We start from the raw sequence: 19,340 nt of genomic DNA on the forward strand, positions 1-19,340 counted from the left end.
GATAACAAAACTGAATTTTTGTAATTAATTCATGAACAAAATGAATGTATCAAATGTCGGTTTCCAGCCTGACTCTCAAACAGTTGCGCGCCATCCAGCAGGTCTACCGCACCGGTCAGATCTCGGCGGCCGCCGAAGCACTCAACATCACGCAGTCTGCGGCGAGTGTGCTGATCCGGCAGGCGGAAACGGTCCTCGGAGCGACTCTGTTCGACCGTACGACGCGCTCGCTTGCCCCTTCAGCGGCGGGCGAAAGCGTGATCGGTCTGGTGGAGCGTATTCTCGGCGATCTCTCTACATTGGAGGAAACCATCCGCGGACTGCGGGACCTGGAGCGCGGGCGCATCCGTCTCACGGCAACGCCCGCGACCGGGCTGACCCTCCTGCCCCCGACCGTGCGACGGTTTCGTGCGGCCTATCCCGCAGTCAGTCTGATCCTCGACGACTGCGCACCGGACCAGTTCTATTCCAACATCATCGAACAGCGCGCCGACTTCGGCATCGGAACTGAACCGGAGGACAAGTCCGCGCTGGACTGGCAAAGCCTCCATGCCGACCCGTTATGCATCATCTGTGCTGCTGAGCATCGCTTTGCCGACCGCGAGAGCGTCGGCTGGAGCGAACTGGTGGACGAACCTCTCATCTTGTCGCGCCGCGACTATGGTGTGCGCGGGATGGTTGAGACGACGCTTGCGAAACTGAACATTCGCCCCCGTGTGGTTGCAGAGGTCGGGTTTCTCGGCAGCGCGGCGTGGATGTCTGCCTGCGGCATTGGACTAGCGGTCCTGCCAGGGCGTCTGGCCAGCGCGCAGCCGGCGCCGGGCATCCGTAGCCTCCCGCTCGTCGACCCGGTCATCAAGCGCGACGCCGGTCTCGTGAAGCGCCGTCGGCACACGCTTTCGCCCAGTGCGGAGCGTTTCATCGACATGCTGGCACAGGACCTGCGTAAATGACTCCGGCTCACGGCCAGTCCGAGAACCGCTCCAACCCAACTTCGCTTTCCTCGCGCCGCCCGAGAGCCTGCTTGCGGAAGGCACCCGGCGTTTCGCCCGCCATCGATTTGAAGAAGTGGTTGAACTGGCTCGCGGAAGAAAAGCCGAGCATCGCGGCGATCCGTTCTGCGGACAAGGACGTGCGTTGCAGAAGCACCCGCGCCTCGTGGAGCGAGCGCTCACGGATCAGGCGGGCCGGTGGCTTGCCGACAAGGCGCACACAAAGATCATGCAGTCGGTCATAGGTAATGCCCATCTCGTCGGCATAGTGCCGCGCCGTCCAACGCGCCCGAAAATGCGCCTCCACCAGATTGCGGAACACATTGATGTCGCCCAGTCCCTGGCTTTTTGGCTCCTGCGGGATGATGTCCCGGTCAACACTGCGCCAGAGTAGAACGAGAAGTAGCCGCAGGTAGGCCGATAGTGCGATTTCGCTTCCGAACTGCGGCGTCGTCGCTTCGTTCGTAATTCGATCAAAAAGTGTGTCGAGCCGCTGCCCCAGCGTATCGCTGCGCTCAAAGGACGCGACGAGATGTTGTGTCGCGAACATCCTCAGATCGGCGCCCTCTGCGGCGAGACCGATGGCATCCTCGAATACCGGGGTGCCGAAGAAGAGATAGTAGCCCGCGCCGCCGGCGGAGACCCGCAATCGGGTATGCTCGTCCAACGGTCCCCAGCGCAGTGCAGGCCCCGACATCTCGAAATCGCCGTCGTGGGTTTCGGCCACGGCCTGCCCACTGTCGAGGTAGAAGACGAACCACTCATATGTCGCGGCCGCTGCGCGCGCACCGACGACGCGCTCCTGAAGCGCGCATTCAATATGGCCCGCTCGGAACCGGGACGATGGCGAATCGAACATGACGACCTCCAAAAGGTGCAGCCCTCCTGCACTTTACCCAACTTTCAGCAATACATGCCCATTTTTTGGCATTATTTCTGGAGCGATCCTCGGTCATGCTGATCTCCAGGGTCACGTCGGGGCACACCGGCGGGCCAAGGGAGGATCATGTTCGAAGCCAAGCTTCATATCCGCGACGCGGGAGTCGGGGCACGCGATGGTGCCGTGTTCGAACGCCTGTCGCCGGTCAGCGGCCAACCTGTCACCCGCGCGGTTGCGGCAGGTCCGCGTGACGCGCGTGACGCCGCCAATGCTTCTGCGGCCGCCTTTCCGGTCTGGCGTGCCACGTCAGTTGAAGAAAAACGCAAGGTCCTCGCCCGTGCGCGCGATCTTCTCATCGAACATACCGAGGAGTTCGTCGAGATCGCCGCCGAAGAACTGGGCTCTACGCCGGATTGGATTAGGTTCAACGTCTCGATCGCGGTCGATGTGTTCAACGAGGCGATGAAAATACCCGAAAAGATCACGCAGACCGAGGAGACATCCGAAAAGAGCGGAATCCAATCCACGGTTTTTCGAGAGCCGGTGGGCGCGGTTCTGGCCATCGCACCGTGGAATGCGCCGGTGACACTTGCGGTGCGCGCCATCGTCTGGCCGCTGGCGTGCGGAAACACGGTTGTCTTCAAGGGCAGCGAGTTGTGCCCGATGCTTCATTCGCGAATTGTGGACGTGATCTGCGAGGCGGGTCTTCCCGCCGGGGCGCTGACTTCTGTCATTCACGCACCGGAGATGGCCGAGCCCGTGGTCGATGCACTTGCCGGACACCCGGCGGTGCGACGTGTGAACTTCACCGGTTCGACACGAGTAGGTCGACGCGTGGCCGACATCTGCGCGCGCCACCTGAAACCATGCCTTCTTGAACTGTCCGGCAAGGCGCCGCTGATCGTCCTTGAAGACGCCGATCTCGCCGCTGCTGCAAAGGCCGCAGCCTACGGCGCATATTTCAATCAGGGCCAGATCTGCATGGCCACCGAACGTATGATCGTGGTCGACGCCGTTGCGGATCCGTTCCGCGCCGAGATGGAAGCGCAATGCGCCGAGTTGTTGACGCGCAAGAACCGCGACAAGGTCGGCGAGCTTATCAGCGCCGAGGCCGCGCGCCGAGTCGGACGTCTGATAGAGGACGCGCTTTCGAAGGGTGCGACGCTCATCGCGGGCGGCGAGGTGTCCGGCTCCTACGTGGTGCCCACCCTGCTGGACCGGGTGACCCCGGAGATGCAGATTTATGGAGAGGAAAGCTTCGGCCCCGTCGCCGCCATCATACGCGCCGGCGACGAGGCAGAGGCGATATCCATCGCGAACGACACGCAATACGGTCTTGTGGCTTCCGTCTTCACCGCTGACACGAGCCGGGCCCGCGCCCTTGCCGGCCTGCTCGAAACCGGCGTTTGCCACATCAATGGCCCGACCGTCTACGACGACCCGTCCAAGCCCTTCGGAGGGGTGAAAACCTCGGGCTATGGGCGCTTCGGCGGAACATCCGCCATTCACGAATTCACCGAACTCCGGTGGATCACCGTCCAGGAGCCGAGATCCGATTACCCGTTCTGGACGTAATCAAAGCGCGACAGACGCGCGAACTCAGGGAGGAAACACATGAAACGGAGAACACTCTTCAAGGTGACGACGACGCTGGCTGCCACGCTGGTGGCCGGTGCCGCATTCGCCCAGGACTCGATTGTCGTCGGGGCCGTGGCGCCCAAGACCGGTCCGCTGGCCGGCGGCGCCGCCGTGACCCATTGGCCGAACATCGCCCTCTGGGTGGAAGAGGTGAACGAACGTGGCGGTCTGAACGTGGGTGGCGAGCAGCGGATGCTCGAAGTCATCGAGTACGACGACCAGACCAACCCGTCCGAGACCATCAAGGCGGTGCAGCGCCTGGCCACGCAGGACGACGCGGATATTATCCTCGCGCCCTATTCGACCGGCCTGAACCTCGCCGCCGCGCCAATCTTCGACAAGCTCGGGTTCCCGCAGATCACCTCGTCGGCCGCGACTGACCAGATCGGTGAATTGACTGAGCAGTTCAACGACATGTTCTTCCTGCTTGGCCGGTCCACCGACCTCGCAGAAGATGCGGTCGAGGTGCTGTCTGACCTGCGTGAAGCGGGCGAGATCGGCAACAAGGTCGCGATGGTGAACGTGGCCGACGCCTTCGGAATCGAGCTTGCAGCCGTCGGCAAACCGGCCCTGGAAGCGGCCGGGTTCGAGATCGTCTATGAAACTTCGTACCCGCTGGGCACGCAGGACCTCTCACCCATCATGAAGGCCGCCAAGGCCGCCGAGCCCGACGCCTTCATGGCTTGGTCCTATCCGCCGGACACTTTCGGACTGACCGAGCAGGCGATGATCGAAGAGCTGAACGTCAAGGCCTTCTACACCGCCGTCGCCACCGCATTCCCGTCCTACGGCGCACGTTTCGGTGCGGCAGCGGAAGGGGTCATGGGCATCGGCGGCGTCAACACCGCATCGCCGGAGTTCCAGGACTACGCCGCACGCCTTGAAGCGGCGACCGGGTCCAAGCCGGACTACTGGGCTGCGGGCATGATGTATGCCTCGCTCCAAATTCTCGAAGAAGCGATCGAGACGACCGGGACGCTCGATATGGCCGAGGTCACCCAGTACATCAAGGACAACGCATTCGAGACCGTGATGGGCACGATCGACTTCGACGATCAGAACAACAACACGGCCTACTGGACTGTCGGCCAGTGGCAGGACGGCGAGTTCAAGGGGATCAAGGAGACGGGCCGCGAAGGTGCCGTCGAGCCGATGGTCAAGACCGGCTGGGAATAACCCCGTCCAACGCGAAGGGCGGGTCCGGACCGATCCGGGCCCGCCAGCTGTCACGGAGACCTCATGGACATCCTCATCACCGGCCTCATTCTCGGCGGGACCTATGCGCTGATCGCGCTAGGGCTGAACTTGCAATACGGCGTGTCGCGCATCATGAACCTCGCCAACGGCGAGATGCTCGTGATCGGCGCTTTCGTCGCGTTCACCCTTTTCACCGTTGGGCAGGTCAGCCCGCTCCTCACGATTTTCCTCGTGGCGCCCCTCGCCTACGTCCTGAACTGGCTGATCTACCGGATCATGCTCCGTCCGCTGGTGAACCGGGCCAAGAATAGGGGAATGCTTGAGGTCGATGCGATCCTGACCACATTCGGCCTGTCCTTCGTGATGGTGGGCATCATGATCTGGGCCTTCGGAGGCGATTACTTCAGCTATTCCTATCTCGCGCGGCCCATCGTGATTTTCGGTGACAATTTCGGCCTGAACCGTGTGGTCGCCTTCCTTTGCGCTGCGGTACTCTGCGCGGGACTCTTCCTCTGGCTCAACGTCTCGCGCGCCGGGATGGCGATCCGCGCCGTCGCCGTGTCGCCCGAAAACGCGCGACTCGTCGGTATCGACGTGCCCAAGCTTTCGGCCCGTGCCTTCGCTCTGGGTGGAGCGGTGACTGCAGTGGGCGGGGCCGTGATCTCGACCTTCCTGACGCTGGACGCCTCCACCGGCGTGATGTTCACCATGAAGGCGCTCATTATCGTCATCATGGGTGGCGTCGGTGACGTGCGCGGCACGATCCTCGCGGCCCTGGTTCTGGGCATCGGCGAAACCTTCGTCGCCTCCGTCATCGATCCGGGCCTCACGCTCGTCGCGGCCTACGCGCTGTTCATCCTGATCCTGCTGTTCCGTCCACAGGGGTTCTTCGGGAGGAAGCCGACATGAAGCGCGACGAGTGGAAAACGCTGGGTTGGGCCACTGCCCTGCTCGCCGTCGCAGCGCTCTTGCCGCTGACAGGTGACGGCTACCTAATCTCGCTCGGGGTTTCGATCGCGATGTACACGGTACTCGCGACAAGCTGGGCGCTGTTCTCCGGGCCCACACATTACATTTCTCTCGCGACGGCGGCGTTCTTCGGGATCGGCACCTACGTCATGGGGTCCGGGATCGAGGTCCTGCCCTACTGGGTGCTCCTGCCCATCGCCGGGCTGATCGGGGGCGTGCTCGCCGCACTCGTGGGTCTCGCCACCCTCCGCCTGTCCGGCGTGTACTTCGTGATCTTCACGCTGGGATTGGCCGAAATGACCCGGCAAGGGGTGACGTGGTACCAGAACCAGACCGGGCACAAGGGCACCTATGTTCTGACCGACCTGACCGACAACGACATCTACTGGCAGCTTCTCGGCCTCGCTGCACTCGTCTATCTCGTCGGCTGGGGCATCGGCCGCTCGCGCCTCGGCTTCGCGCTGCGCATCATCGGCGATGACGAGGACGTGGCGCGCCATGTCGGCATCAACACCGCGCTGTCCAAAGTGGCTCTTTTTGTGGTGTCCGGAGCGGTGGCTGCCATCGTCGGGGCCATCATCGCGCCCAGATATGTCTATATCGAACCTTCGACCGCCTTCACGCCAATGTTGTCTTTCCAGGTTGTCATCATGGCGCTTCTGGGCGGCACGGGTCGGCTGTGGGGTCCGCTCGTCGGCGTCATCCCCTTCACGCTGCTCTGGGAGGCGATCTCGTCCTCCTTCCCGAACCAGACGACGCTGCTTCTGGGCCTCAGCTTCCTCGCCATTGTCTACCTGTTGCCGGGCGGCTTCGTCGGTCTCTACGACCGTCTCAAGGGCCGCGCGGCCAAGCGGAGCGCAATGGCATGATGGCGAATACGGTCATATCGCTGCGCGGCGCGACCAAGCAGTTCGGCGGACTGGTCGCGGTCGACAACGTCAGCTTCGACGTGCGCGAGCATGAGGTGCTGGGGCTGATCGGCCCGAACGGGTCGGGCAAGTCCACGACGCTCAACCTCATCTCCGGCGCGCTGCCCGCCACGGATGGCGAGATCAGCTTGCGCGGCGGCACGATCACCGGACTGCCCGCCCGCCAGATCGCGCGCAAGGGCGTGTCTCGGACCTTCCAACTCGTGCGGCTCCTGCCCTCGATGAACGTGCTCGAAAACGTCATGGCCGGGGGCGTCTTTGGCCACCGCCGCCGCTGGGGGCAGTCGGCCGAACGCCACGCGATGCAGGTGCTCGAAAAGATCGGCATGGCGGACAAGGCCAAGTCGCGTGTCGGCCAGCTGACTTATATCGACACGAAACGGGTCGAGCTTGCCCGCGCGCTGTCAGGCGAACCCGAGGTTCTGCTGCTCGACGAATGGCTCGCCGGGCTGAACCCGACCGAGCTTTCCGAAGGCATCGACCTCATCCACCGGCTGCGCGACGAGGGGCGCACGATCATCCTCGTTGAACACGTCATGGATGCGATCCGCTCGCTTTGCGACAACTGCGTGGTCATGTCCTCAGGCAAGAAAATCGCGGAAGGGACGACAGACGACGTGCTGTCCGATCCCGAAGTCATCCGCGCCTATCTGGGGGATGACGATGCTTGAGGTGAAGGGACTTTCCGCTGCCTACGGCCAGCACCCCGCGCTGAACAACGCCTCGGTGCGCGTCGGCAAGGGCGAGATCGTCGTGATCCTCGGCGCGAACGGCGCCGGGAAGTCGACGCTCCTGAAGGCGATCAGCGGCATCTGTGAGGGCAAGGTCACGGGCACGGTTCGCATGAACGGGCATGAGCTTGTCGGCATGAAGCCCGACCGGATCGTGGAAGAGGGCATCGCGCTGGTGCCCGAGGGGCGCGGCATTTTCGGCGACCTGACCGTCGAGGAAAACCTGACGCTCGGCGCCTATTCCGAGCGGGCCAAGGATGCCGAACGCACGAACCTCGACCGGGTCTATGCGCTGTTTCCCAAGCTTCTGGAACGACGCAGACAGGTCGCGCGCACCATGTCGGGCGGCGAGCAGCAGATGGTCGCCATCGGCCGCGCCATGATGTCGAACCCGGCTATTCTGACGCTGGACGAACCCTCGCTCGGCCTCTCGCCGCTTCTGTCCAAGGAGCTTTTCCAAAGCCTCAAGGCGGTGCGCGACACCGGCATCGGTATCCTGTTGGTCGAACAAAACGCCAAAGCGTCGCTCGCCATCGCGGATCGGGGTTACCTGCTCGAGAACACCGAGATCATTCACGAGGATACCGGCGCCAACCTTGCCAAAGACCCGGCGGTGCAAAAGGCCTACCTGGGTGGCGCTGCAGCCAAGGGCGGGGCTGGCAAGGGGAAACCCGAGGCTTCCCCCATGCCCGCGCCAAGCGCCCCGCGTCCGGCAAAGGGGCCGTCGCCCTCGGACATCGCCGCGCAGGCCATGCAGGGGATCACCCCGGCGCGCCCGGCGAAACCCACACCGGCACCAGAGCCAGCCCCGCGCCCCGCGCCGCCGCCGGCCCCGCCAGCGGCCAAGCCCGCGCCGCGCCCCGCACCTGCCGCGACCTCCAAGCCCACAGGCATCGATACGGCAAGCTATGTGTCCAAGGCCGCGACCCAGTCGTCGCGCCGCGATGCGCCGCCCAGTCTGCCGCCGCGCCCCGCGCCGATGCCGGAGCCGCCGAAGCCCGTTCGCCGGCCCCCCAGCACGCCCATGCCGGACCTCGGCAGCCACAGCGACCGGCTGCGCGACGTACTGACTGAAATCGAAACCGCCGCCGCCCGGGCCCGCGACCGTTCGCGCACCCGGCACCGTGGCAAACCCTGAGGGAGAGGAGACACCGATGCTCGACAGTCCCAGCAAAGCGCCCACCATCAAGGGCATGTATATCGACGGCCAGTGGACGCCCGCGTCCCGTACCTTCGATGACCTGAACCCGTCCGACAATTCGCTTTACGCCCGCATCCCCGACGGCTCACCGGACGATGTGAAAAAGGCGATCGCGGCGGCCAAGGCGGCGTTCCCGGCGTGGTCCGGCCTCGCCTTTCACCAGCGCGCGCATTACCTGCTCAAGATCGCCGAGGTCTGGGACAAGCGTCAGGGCGACTTCATCAACGCCGCCGTGCAAGAGGGCGGCGGCTGGTTCGGCAAGGGCGTGTTCGAGGCTGGATACGTGGCAGAAGTGTTCCGTTCCGCCTCGGCGCTTTGCTACCAGAACATCGGCGAGGTGCTCCCCTCCGAGCACCACAAGTTCATGATGGCGACCCGCTTTCCGCTGGGCGTCGTCAGCGTCATTTCCCCGTGGAACATGCCCGGCATCCTGACCTCGCGCGGGTTCGCGGCGGCGCTGGCCGTGGGCAATACCGTGGTTCTGAAACCCTCCGAGGATACGCCCTATTCCGGCGGGCTCTACTTTGCCGAAGTGCTGGAAGAGGCGGGCATCCCGCCGGGGGTGTTCAACGTCGTCACCTGCTCACGCGACAGCGTGGGCGCCGTGGGCGACGAGATGATCGAGAACCCGACGGTCAAGGCCGTGTCCTTTACCGGATCGACCGCCGTGGGGCGTCACATCGCGGCCAAGTGCGGCGCGCATCTGAAGAAGGCCTGCGTGGAACTGGGCGGCAAGGACTCCATGATCATCATGGACGACGCCGACCTCGACCACGCCGCCAAGGCCGCCAACTTCGGCTCGTTCATGCACCAGGGTCAGGTCTGCATGTCGACCGAAAAGATCCTTGTGCAGGACGGTGTCTACGACGACTTCATGCATCAGTTCCTCGCCCGTGCCGCCAAGCTCAAGACGGGGCACACCAAGGACAAGGACAACGTGATCGGCCCGCTGGTCAACACGCGGCAGGCGCTGCGCGTCAAGGCGCTGATCGACGATGCCGTGGCCAAAGGCGCGACCGTCGAACTGGGCGGCAATGCGTGGGACAACTTCGTCGAACCCACGGTGCTCACCAACGTGAGCGCGGACATGGACATCTGGCATGACGAGACCTTTGGCCCCGTCGTCATCGTTGCCCCCTTCCGCACGGAAGAGGAGGCGATCGCGCTGAACAATGACACCGAATACGGGCTGACGGCGGCGATCATGACGGCGGATGAGGCCAAGGCCCTGCGAATGGCCGAGCATATCGAAACCGGCATCTGCCACGTGAACTGCCAGAACATCAACGACGAGCCGCATGTGCCGTTTGGCGGCACAAAGGCCTCCGGCGTGGGCCGCTACGGCGGGCGCTGGTCGCTCGACGCGTTCACCGAGTTGCGCTGGATCACCCTCGACCGCGGCGGGCGTCATTTCCCGCCGGTCTTCTGAGAAAGGACACGCCATGACTGCGATTGGATGGATCATCCTCCTCGTTATCGTCGCCGCCGTTCTGATCGCGCTCGCCGCGTGGTTTTACGAACGGGCGACGAACGAGATCAGCCTCGTGAAAACCGGGATCGGGGGCCGCAAGGTCATCATCGACGGCGGCACGCTGGCGATCCCGTATTTTCACGAGATCAACCGCGTGAACATGCAGACGATCCGCATGGACGTGGTGCGGCGCGGTGACAGCGCCCTCATCACCAAGGACCGGATGCGGGTGGACGTGGGGGCCGAGTTCTATGCCTCGGTCGTGCCCGAGGCGGATGCCATCGCGCGGGCCGCGCAGACGCTGGGGCGGCGCACGTTCCAGCCCGACGAGCTGAAAAGCCTGATCGACGGCATGATGATCGACGCGCTGCGCACGGTCGCGGCCCAGATGACGATGGACGAGTTGCATGAGAACCGCGCCGAATTCGTGCGCGAGGTGCGTGACATTCTGGGCGAGACGCTCGGGCGCTACGGCCTCCAACTCGACAGCGTGTCTTTGACCGATTTCGACCAGACGCCTTTCAACTCGCTGGATGAAACCAACGCCTTCAACGCGGTCGGCATGCGCAAACTGGCCGAGGTGATAGCCAAGTCGAAACGCGAGCGCGCCCAGATCGAGGGCGACAGCGAAGTCGAAGTGCGGCGCACCGCGATGGAGGCCTCGCGCCGCAAGCTGGAGATCGACTTGGAGGAACGCCGGGCCGAGATCGCGCAGGCGCAGGAGGTCGAAACCCTCATGGCCGCGCAACTGGCCGAGGTGGCGAGCCGCAAGGCCGACGCCGAACGCTCGGCGGCCCATGCCCGCATCCGCATGGAGCAGGAAATCCAGTCCGCCGACATCGCCCGCGAACTGGCGATACGAGAGGCCGAGATTTCGCAGGAACGCGCGCTCCAGATCGCGGAGCAAGAGCGGCAGATCCAGATTTCCGCCAAGTCGCAGGAGGAAAGCCGCGCCCGCGCCGATGCGGACACCGCCCGCGCTGAAGCGGTGAAGGCGGAAGAAGCCATTCAGACCGCGCGTCAGATGGCCGAGGCCGAGCGGCGCAAGGCCGTGGCGCTTCTGTCCGCGCAGCAGGATGCCGAAACGGCTGCCACCCGCGCGCGCATCGCCGCCGAAAGCGACAAGGCCACCGCCAAGGACAAGGCCGAGGCCAAGCGGGAAGAGACCGAGGCGATGAAGTATCTTCAACTGGCCGAGGTCGAGGCCGAAGCCGCCCGGATCAAGGCCCAGAACGCCCGCTCCGACGCGCTCGCCGCGCTGGAGATGGAGAAGATGCGCCTCGACGCCATGCCGGGCATCGTGAGCCAGATGGTCAAGCCTGCCGAGAAGATCGACAGCATCACGATTCATCAGTTGAACGGCCTCGGTCGGCGCGATAGCGCAGCGGAAGGTCAGGCTTCCAGCTCGCCTGTATCACAGATCGTGGACTCGATCCTGGACCTGGCGGTTTCGGCCCCGGCCATGAACCAGCTCGGCGAAATGATCGGTGAGAACGTCGGAAAACGCACTGGGGCCAAGAAGGCGGATTAAACCAAATCTCGCCAAGACAGTACCATGGGCCTCCGCATATCGCGGGGGCCCAATCTCATTATGGCGGCCAAAATCCGGCGACCTGTGCGATGACATCCGGTCCTGCCAGGCTTTCAAATACGGCTCCCCAAGAGGTGAAGACCGCTCCTAGATGTCGCGTTTTGGACCGGAGTCCGCGGGTTCTTGCCGGACAATACGCCAGCGAAAAGATTTCGGCGATTGCATCAAAAAGAACGCTTGATCGAGGCATTGAACGGGTGTAACGGGCGAATTGAAGCGACGAAGAAAACACTGGCTCGAACCGAACGGAGCAAGGCCATGCTGACACGCGAACAACTGATCCGCGAATACGAAGCCCGCAGTGGAAGTCTGTCCGGTCTGGTGGTGTTCTATGTCGGTCTGATCGCCGTGCTCGTTCTGACCGCCTCCGCCATCATCTGAGCGCGCGACCGACACACGCCCCAGCCATGAATTGACGAAGACCCCGACACTTTCGCATCGGGGCCATTTCTGTAGCACGCGGTCGCCAAGGCAATCAGACGTCTGCTTTTTCGCCAATATTGTCGACGCCCCGCTCTTCAAGCAGGGTGGTGAGCCAGTTGGGGTCCATCTCCGGCACCGATGACAAGAGCAGGTCGGTATAGGGGTGGTGCGGCGGTGTGAACATCTTGTCCTTTGGCCCCTGCTCCACCACTTTGCCGTTCTGCATCACGACCACCTCGTCGGCGATCGAACGAACCGTGGCGAGGTCGTGGGTGATGAACATGTAAGCCAGGCCCAGGTCTCTCTGTAGTCGGTCTAGGAGCTTGAGGATGCCCTCGGCGACCAGCTGGTCGAGCGCTGACGTCACCTCGTCACAGATGATGAACTCCGGCTCAGCCGCCAGCGCCCGGGCGATGCCAATCCGCTGTTTCTGGCCGCCCGACAGTTCCGGCGGGTAACGGTAGTAGTACTTGGACGGCTCGAGCTCGATCAGGTCGAGCAACTCGTCTACCCGTTGTTTGAGCGCGGTGCCCTTCAGCCCGGAATAGAACTGCGCCGGACGACCGATGATCTCATTGATTTGCACCTTTGGGTTCAATGCCGTGTCGGCCATCTGATAGATCATCTGAGCTTGGCGCAGTTGATCCTTCGACCGGTCCGTATACTTCGGCGGGAGCGTGTCACCCTTGAACTGGATTTCGCCCGCCATTGGCGGCAGGAGCCCGGTGATGCAGCGCGCCGTCGTCGATTTGCCCGACCCGGACTCGCCCACGACAGCGACGGTCATGCCCGGATAGATGTCGAAGGACACGTCATCCAGGACCTTCACACCGCCAGTATACGCCGCGTCGATGTTCTTGACCGAGATGATCGGCTCCGTGCCGTCCTTGGGCCGCGCCTTCTGCGGCCGCTTGAAACTGCGCACCGCCCAGAGCGACTTGGTGTAGTCCTCCTGTGGGTTTTCAAGCATTTCGACAGTCGAGGCCTGCTCCACCTCTTCGCCCTTCAGCAGCACCTTGATCGTATCCGCCATCTGCGCCACGACAGCTAGGTCGTGGGTGATGTAGATCGCCGCCGTATTGTATTGATCCACGATATCGCGGATCGCGGCCAGCACCTCGATCTGGGTCGTCACGTCGAGCGCCGTGGTCGGCTCGTCGAAGATGATAAGGTCCGGACGACAGGACATCGCCATCGCCGTCATCGCCCGCTGAAGCTGACCGCCGGACACCTGGTGCGGATAGCGAAAGCCGATCTCGTTCGGGTTTGGAAGGCGCAGCTGCTCGTAGAGCTTCATCGCGTCTTCCTGCGCTTCGAGACGTTTCTGAATCCGGTACTGAACCGGCGCCTCGGTGTGCTGGTCGATGATCTTGTGCGCCGGGTTGAAACTGGCCGCCGCAGATTGCGCGACATAGGCGATGCGCGAGCCGCGCAGGCTCCGCTTGTCGCTTTCAGTCGCCGTGGTCAGCTCAATCCCGTCGAACTCGATCCGGCCGCCGGAAATCCGGGTGCCGTCGCGGGCGTATCCCATGGCGGCCGCGCCGATCGTGGATTTGCCGGCACCGGACTCCCCGATCAGCCCCAGAACCTCACCCCGGTGCAGCGTCAGGTTGACGCCCTTGATGATGTCGATCCAGGTTTCTTCGGAATACCCTTGAATCTGAAGATCCTCGATCTCCAGCAGGATGTCTTTTTCCAGGAACTTTGCACTCATATCATTTCTCCTTCAGGCCGGAGGACCGCCACAGCATCCAGTCGACGACGAAGTTGACCGAGACGGTCAACAGCGCGATGGCTGCGGCAGGGATCAGTGGGGTGATGTCGCCGAACGAGATCAATGTCGCGTTCTCACGCACCATCGACCCCCAGTCCGCTGTCGGAGGCTGAATGCCCAGGCCGAGGAAGGACAGACCAGCGATCAGCAGGAACACGAAGACGAACTCAAGGCCGAATTCCGCGATCAGGGGAGCGGTCGAGTTCGGCAGGATCTCGCGCCGTATGAGATACCAGTCGCCCTCACCGCGCAGCTTGGCAGCTTCGATATAGTCCATCACGACAATGTTGCCCGCGACGGCCCGCGTGAGGCGGAAAACGCGGGGGCTGTAGATGATCGCGACGACGAGGACGATGACCCAGGACTTCGTGCCGAAGATCGACAGCATAAGCAGCGCGAAGATCAGCGATGGCACAGACATGATGATGTCCGCGACGCGACCCATGAACTGGTCAAACCAGCCACCTTTGACGGCGGCGAGCAGGCCCGCGAGCGCACCGAGGATGAAAGCGCCCAAGGTCGAGATAAGCGCGAGGCCCACCGAGTTGCGCGCGCCATATATGATCCGGCTGAAGACGTCTCGACCGAGCTGATCCGCCCCGAGGAGCATGTTCGCATCCGCTGGCGCAAAGGCTCCGGCGATGACCTCGGCTTGCCCGTATGGCGCGATCCAGGGGGCGAACGTGCCCGCAATCGCATAGGTGAAGATGATGAAAATCCCGAACGACGCGGTGAGCGGCGCGGTGCGAAGCTCCTTGGCGAGGTTCGGTCTCACGATGAGGATCAGGAACTCCTTGAACGCGAAGGAGAGCGCCGCCGCCGTCGCGAGGAGCGCGGCGAAGATCGCTATGGCACGCAAGGCCGGCGCTCCGCCGACGATTCCCACGATGATCGAGACCAGAAACAGTGCGAACACCATTCGAAACCACTTGGTCTGATTGAATAGCGACAGCACAACCGAGGCGAGAAGCAAGAAGACGTAGTAGCCGATTACGAAGAACATCATTGTACCGCCTCCTTATTTGGGGTGCCGCAAGCGCGGGTTGGTCAGGATCGCGCCAACGTCCGCCGCGAGGTTCAGAAGGATGAAGGTCGCCGCGAAGATCAGGCTCGCGGCCTGCACCACAGGGAAGTTGCGCTTCGCCACCGCATCGACCAAAGCCTGGCCGATCCCGGGATAGACGAAGACGACCTCGACGAGCACCACCCCGGTGATGAGATAGGCGAGGTTGAGCGCGACCACGTTGATGATCGGGGCCCAGGCATTGGGAAGTGCATGTCGCACGATCACCCGCCAGGGCGATACGCCTTTAAGCCGAGCCATCTCGATATAAGGCGAGGCGAGCAGGTTGATGATCGCCGCCCGCGTCATCCGCATCATGTGTGCCGTGACGACCAACACCAGCGTGAGCGCCGGAAGGAACGTCCGGTTCAGGAGTTCGCCAAGGCTCATGCCGTCCGACAGACTCGCGATCGCCGGGAAGAAGGGGTTCTTCACAGCGAGAAACAGGATCAGGATGTAGCCAAGGAAGAATTCCGGGCTGGAGATCGAGGTGAGCGTCAGCACGTTGGCCACACGGTCGAACACCGTGTTGCGCAGCAGCGCGACGATCACACCGAGCGTAATGGCCAGCGGAACGGCGAGCACCGCGGCGTAGGCGGCGAGGAACAGAGTGTTGACGAAACGTCCGCCGATCACGTCCATCACCGGCTCGCCCGAGAGGGCAGAGACGCCAAAGTCACCCACGACTGCCCCGGAGAGCCAGTCGAGATATCGGACATACCACGGCCGGTTCAGGCCAAGTTGCTCCCGCAGCGCGGCGACGGTCTCTTCCGTCGCGCCCTGACCGAGGATCTGCTCGGCGGTATCGCCAGGGAGAAGCTCCACGGCGAAAAAAATCAGAATTGAGACGACCAGGAGGGTTATCAGACCCAGGCCCAGCCGTTTGAGTACAAGATTGAGCAGGCCGCCCATGTGTCACTCCCCCGGTTGCATCACGCGGACTTTTGCGCCGCTTGTTTTGTTTTCGTGCGGCCTGGGATGTCGGTCTTCGGAAAAACGAGACCGGCGGGACAGAACCACGCGCCAAAAAAAGTGGGTCCGGCACCTTCGGAGGTGCCGGACCCTTTTTCTTCCGATTACTCGGTAAACCACCAGCGGCTCGCCGCGCGGGCGCCATCGCCCTCCCAACTCGCAGCGAGGCTGTCCGGCGTGCCCACGTTGGAGCGCGCCGCGTATACGAAGTTGTTGAAGAACGGGATGACGGTGCCACCATCGTCGCGCGCCAGCATCGCCATTTCGCGATACATCTCGGCACGGAGGCTGTCGTCCAGTTCGGCCTTCGCTTGCAGCAGGAGTTCGTTGAAACGCTCGTTCTGCCACCGGCTCTCGTTCCAGGCCGCGTCGCTCTTGTAGGCCAAGGTATACATCACGTCAGGCGTCGGACGCGCGCCCCACGAGACGAGGCACCAAGGCTTCTTCAGCCACACGTCCGAGTAATAACCATCGTTCGGTTCACGCGTGACGTTGATGGTGATGCCCGCCGCCTTGGCATGTTCAGCATAGAGCACGGCCATATCGACCGCCCCGGCGGTGACACTGTCGGCGGTAGATATGTTGACCTCGAGGTTTTCCATCCCGGCCTTCTTGAGCAGCGATTTTGCTTGATCCGGGTCATAATCGCGCTGCGGGATATCCTCGGGCCAATACGGCTGAGCTGGCGAATGGTGGAAATCATTGGCCTTGGTCGCGGCGCCGAACATGATCTTCTCGATGATCTCGTCGCGGTTCATCGACAGCTTGAGCGCGTTACGCACGTCGACATTGTCGAACGGCGCCGTGTCGCAAAGCATCGGCAGCGTGATCGCACCCGCGGACGGGACGTTGAAGAGCTGCAGGTTCGGATCGCGCTGCATGAGCGCCATCGTCTTGAGGTCGATCTGGCTGACCGAGTCCACGTCTCCGGTGACCAGAGCGGTCTGACGCGCGTTCGGGTCATTGAGCGTGATGATATCGACCTTGTCGAACCATGCGCCCTCGCCGTGCCAGTTTTCGTTGCGCACGAGGCTGAACTGAACGCCGAACTCGCCGGACTCGATTACATACGGACCGGAGCCGTCGCCGGACTGCCAGTCGATCGTGCCGTCGTCGTTGGCCGGGCAGATTGCGAGGTGGTAATCGGTCATCAGCCACGGGAAGTCCGCGTTGCCGCCCAACAGCGTGACCACCACGGTATTGTCGCCATCAGCCGTGATCTCGACCACGTCGGTCAGGAGCGCTTTGGCTGCCGATGTCGTGTCGTCACCCCGGTGATGGTTGAGCGATGCGATCACGTCGTTGGCCGTCACCTTGTTGCCCGACATGCCGAAAGTAGCGTTCGGGTTGAGCGAGAAGGTCCACTCGGAGGCTTCGTCGTTGGCTTCCCAGCTGTCGGCCAGATCCGGGCCAAGCGAGCCGTCGCCGTTGATCATCGTCAGGTAGGAACGATGGGTGTGGGCAAGGAAAATCATCGTCCGGGTGACATAACTGCCCGGATCGTGAGTGTCGCCGGTGTTACCATCGTGGATGCCCCAGCGGAACGTGCCGCCACGGGTTGGAGCGGCCCTGGCGGACGTGCCCCAGAGGCTGGTGGCGCCAGCAACCGTCAGGCCGGCGGCAGCCGAATAGCTCATGAAGTCGCGGCGCGAGATGCGGCCTTCCTTGGCCCCCGCGGCGATCCGGTTGATAAGATCTTTGTCTTTCTTGGTCATAGTCTCTCCCTGTCTGTTCGCACACCAACGTGATGCGCTATTTGAAACCGCCTCTCGCAGACTGACGAGGAAGGAGGCCAAAAATTAACGACGTGTTCCAAGAGAACATGAAATCTCGCTCGCATCTACCCAGTTTCAATGGTTTCTTAATCACGAGTTGTGCGCTGCAGGCCGGTATTGCGCCGACTCGGTTTGCTGCCTGCAAAGTATCGCGTCCGGAAAATGGCATGCCCGGCAGTCCGTTCAGGCACGGCTACAGCCGACTCCGACCTGGCAGGAAAGGCCTTCGCCGGTCGCATACTTCAAAGGTCGCATTTTCTCACGGCTTGATGCAGAACGCTACTGACCCGACGCGAAACAGCCGCTTGGAGACGACCATGACGACACTGGATTGGCACGCCGAACGCGGTGATCTCCACGATCTCTCACTTCTCGACCGGACTCCGGAAAGCGAAGGCATCGACCTCTCGGCGGTGCGGCTCTACCGCCGCGACCGTGTGCGGACGCAGATGGAGCTTCTGGGCATCGATGCGCTGATCCTGTCCGATCCAGTCAACATCCGCTATGCGACCGGCACGCGGAATATGCAGGTTTTCACCTCCCGCAACACGCCCTCGCGATATCTCCTGCTGACCGCGCACCGCTCAATCCTCTTCGAGTTCACCGGCGCACAGCACCTCGGTGAAGGCTATGAGACGGTGGATGAAGTGCGCCCGGCAGCCACTGCCAGCTTCGTTGCCGCCGGCCCCGACATCGCGAAACGCGAAGCCGACTGGGCCAACGAAATGGCCGACACGCTCGCCGAGGTTCTGGGCGGCCCAGGAGCGACCATAGGACTCGAGCGGCTGAACGCCGGTGTTGCGATCGCGTTGTCTAACGCCGGACTCCGGGTCGTCGACGCCCAGCATCCCATCGAAATGGCGCGCGCCATCAAATCGGAGGAAGAGCTTAAATGCGTGCGCAGCTCACTGCGTGCGACAGAGCGGGGCGTCGCCGAGCTTCGCGTCGCGATCCGACCGGGTTTGACGGAAGCCGAACTCTGGTCGGTCCTGCATCGCGCCATCATCGCGCAGAATGGCGACTACATCGAAACCCGGCTCCTGAATGCCGGTCCGCGCACGAACCCATGGTTTCAGGAAACCGGACCGAATGTGATTGGCGAAAACGACCTGATCGCCCTCGATACCGATGTGGTCGGTTGTCACGGCTACTACTCGGACTTCTCGCGCACCTTCCACGCAGGCCCCAACGCCCCGACCGCCGCACAACGCGAACTCTACAACACGGCTTATGAACAGGTTCAGCACAACATTTCGATCCTGCGTCCCGGTTTGTCCTTCCGAGACTATGCGGACGCAGCATGGGACATCCCGGAGAAGTACTATGCGCACCGCTATTACTTGTCGGCTCACGGCTGCGGTATGACCGGGGAGTACCCCTATCTCTACCATCACGGGGACTTCCCGGATGCCGGATACGATGGCGAGATCCTTCCCGGCATGACGCTTTGCGTCGAAAGCTTCATTGGTGCCGCAGACGGGGGCGAAGGCGTAAAGCTCGAAGAGCAAGTGCTTATCACCGAAACCGGCGTCGAAACCCTCTCGCGCTTTCCGTTCGAAGAGGCGTTACTGCACTAAGAATTGAATGCGCGGGCCGATCGTTCGCCTTACTTCCGGCAAATCCCTGGTCGCAAGGCCAAGCACCCCCGCGTCTTTCACCGCTCCAGAATGAATCTGGAAGGGCCCAGCGTTATTCTCATCGCACTTCTGACCGTTGCGTCAGGATAATTGAACA

16 protein-coding genes are annotated in these 19,340 nt (G+C 62.8%); 11 read left to right on the forward strand and 5 right to left on the reverse strand.

Annotated elements, in window-relative coordinates:
- Positions 1-53: 53 nt before the first annotated feature.
- Positions 54-953 carry a LysR family transcriptional regulator gene (locus tag B2585_RS18105; protein ID WP_292025340.1) on the forward strand — a complete coding sequence of 300 codons (900 nt, stop codon included), beginning with the start codon at positions 54-56 and terminating at the stop codon, positions 951-953.
- Between the two features lie 7 nt (positions 954-960).
- On the opposite strand, the gene B2585_RS18110 is transcribed toward B2585_RS18105, so the two are convergent.
- Positions 961-1,851: an AraC family transcriptional regulator gene (locus B2585_RS18110; protein ID WP_292025341.1), complete on the reverse strand. Its 891-nt coding sequence runs from the start codon at positions 1,849-1,851 to the stop codon at positions 961-963.
- Between the two features lie 147 nt (positions 1,852-1,998).
- On the opposite strand from B2585_RS18110, the gene B2585_RS18115 reads away from it, so the two are divergent.
- The 9 genes from B2585_RS18115 (at position 1,999) to B2585_RS18155 (ending at position 11,980) form a co-directional block, all read left to right on the forward strand.
- On the forward strand, positions 1,999-3,447 hold the full coding sequence (locus tag B2585_RS18115; RefSeq protein WP_292025342.1) for an aldehyde dehydrogenase family protein: 1,449 nt from the start codon (positions 1,999-2,001) through the stop codon (positions 3,445-3,447).
- Positions 3,448-3,486: 39 nt separating this feature from the next.
- Complete coding sequence (locus tag B2585_RS18120) at positions 3,487-4,686, forward strand: amino acid ABC transporter substrate-binding protein (RefSeq protein WP_292025343.1); 1,200 nt, start codon at positions 3,487-3,489, stop codon at positions 4,684-4,686.
- Positions 4,687-4,749: 63 nt separating this feature from the next.
- Complete coding sequence (locus tag B2585_RS18125; protein ID WP_292025344.1) at positions 4,750-5,616, forward strand: branched-chain amino acid ABC transporter permease; 867 nt, start codon at positions 4,750-4,752, stop codon at positions 5,614-5,616.
- A complete protein-coding gene (locus B2585_RS18130; protein WP_292025345.1) occupies positions 5,613-6,545 on the forward strand; it encodes a branched-chain amino acid ABC transporter permease in 933 nt (310 codons plus the stop codon). The genes B2585_RS18125 and B2585_RS18130 overlap by 4 nt, the downstream gene beginning before the upstream one ends.
- Entirely contained in the window at positions 6,545-7,276 is a 732-nt protein-coding gene (locus B2585_RS18135) for an ABC transporter ATP-binding protein (RefSeq protein WP_292025662.1), read from the forward strand. Before B2585_RS18130 ends, B2585_RS18135 begins: the two co-directional genes overlap by 1 nt.
- The gene (locus B2585_RS18140; RefSeq protein WP_292025346.1) at positions 7,269-8,474 is read left to right on the forward strand and encodes an ABC transporter ATP-binding protein; all 1,206 of its coding nucleotides are present in this window, start codon (positions 7,269-7,271) and stop codon (positions 8,472-8,474) included. The genes B2585_RS18135 and B2585_RS18140 overlap by 8 nt, the downstream gene beginning before the upstream one ends.
- Before the next feature lie 16 nt (positions 8,475-8,490).
- The gene (locus tag B2585_RS18145) at positions 8,491-9,966 is read left to right on the forward strand and encodes an aldehyde dehydrogenase family protein (RefSeq protein ID WP_292025347.1); all 1,476 of its coding nucleotides are present in this window, start codon (positions 8,491-8,493) and stop codon (positions 9,964-9,966) included.
- Between the two features lie 13 nt (positions 9,967-9,979).
- Positions 9,980-11,539 carry a flotillin family protein gene (locus B2585_RS18150; RefSeq protein WP_292025348.1) on the forward strand — a complete coding sequence of 520 codons (1,560 nt, stop codon included), beginning with the start codon at positions 9,980-9,982 and terminating at the stop codon, positions 11,537-11,539.
- Positions 11,540-11,857: 318 nt separating this feature from the next.
- Positions 11,858-11,980 (forward strand): hypothetical protein, encoded by a 123-nt coding sequence (locus B2585_RS18155; RefSeq protein WP_292025349.1) that lies wholly within the window; start codon positions 11,858-11,860, stop codon positions 11,978-11,980.
- Between the two features lie 94 nt (positions 11,981-12,074).
- Here B2585_RS18155 and B2585_RS18160 read toward each other — a convergent pair whose 3' ends face one another.
- The 4 genes from B2585_RS18160 to B2585_RS18175 all read right to left on the reverse strand — a co-directional run bounded on the left by B2585_RS18160 (position 12,075) and on the right by B2585_RS18175 (position 17,546).
- Positions 12,075-13,736, reverse strand: coding sequence for an ABC transporter ATP-binding protein (locus tag B2585_RS18160; RefSeq protein WP_292025350.1), 1,662 nt, complete (start codon positions 13,734-13,736; stop codon positions 12,075-12,077).
- Between the two features lies 1 nt (position 13,737).
- Entirely contained in the window at positions 13,738-14,802 is a 1,065-nt protein-coding gene (locus B2585_RS18165) for an ABC transporter permease (protein WP_292025351.1), read from the reverse strand.
- A gap of 12 nt (positions 14,803-14,814) precedes the next feature.
- Positions 14,815-15,771, reverse strand: coding sequence for an ABC transporter permease (locus B2585_RS18170; protein ID WP_292025352.1), 957 nt, complete (start codon positions 15,769-15,771; stop codon positions 14,815-14,817).
- A 164-nt stretch (positions 15,772-15,935) separates the two neighbouring features.
- Positions 15,936-17,546 carry an ABC transporter substrate-binding protein gene (locus B2585_RS18175; RefSeq protein ID WP_292025353.1) on the reverse strand — a complete coding sequence of 537 codons (1,611 nt, stop codon included), beginning with the start codon at positions 17,544-17,546 and terminating at the stop codon, positions 15,936-15,938.
- A gap of 377 nt (positions 17,547-17,923) precedes the next feature.
- Here B2585_RS18175 and B2585_RS18180 point away from each other — a divergent pair, with 377 nt between their 5' ends.
- Positions 17,924-19,183, forward strand: coding sequence for a M24 family metallopeptidase (locus tag B2585_RS18180; RefSeq protein WP_292025354.1), 1,260 nt, complete (start codon positions 17,924-17,926; stop codon positions 19,181-19,183).
- Positions 19,184-19,340 lie beyond the last annotated feature (157 nt).

Source organism: Maritimibacter sp. UBA3975, from assembly GCF_002384975.1.
Classification (GTDB): Bacteria; Pseudomonadota; Alphaproteobacteria; order Rhodobacterales; family Rhodobacteraceae; genus Maritimibacter.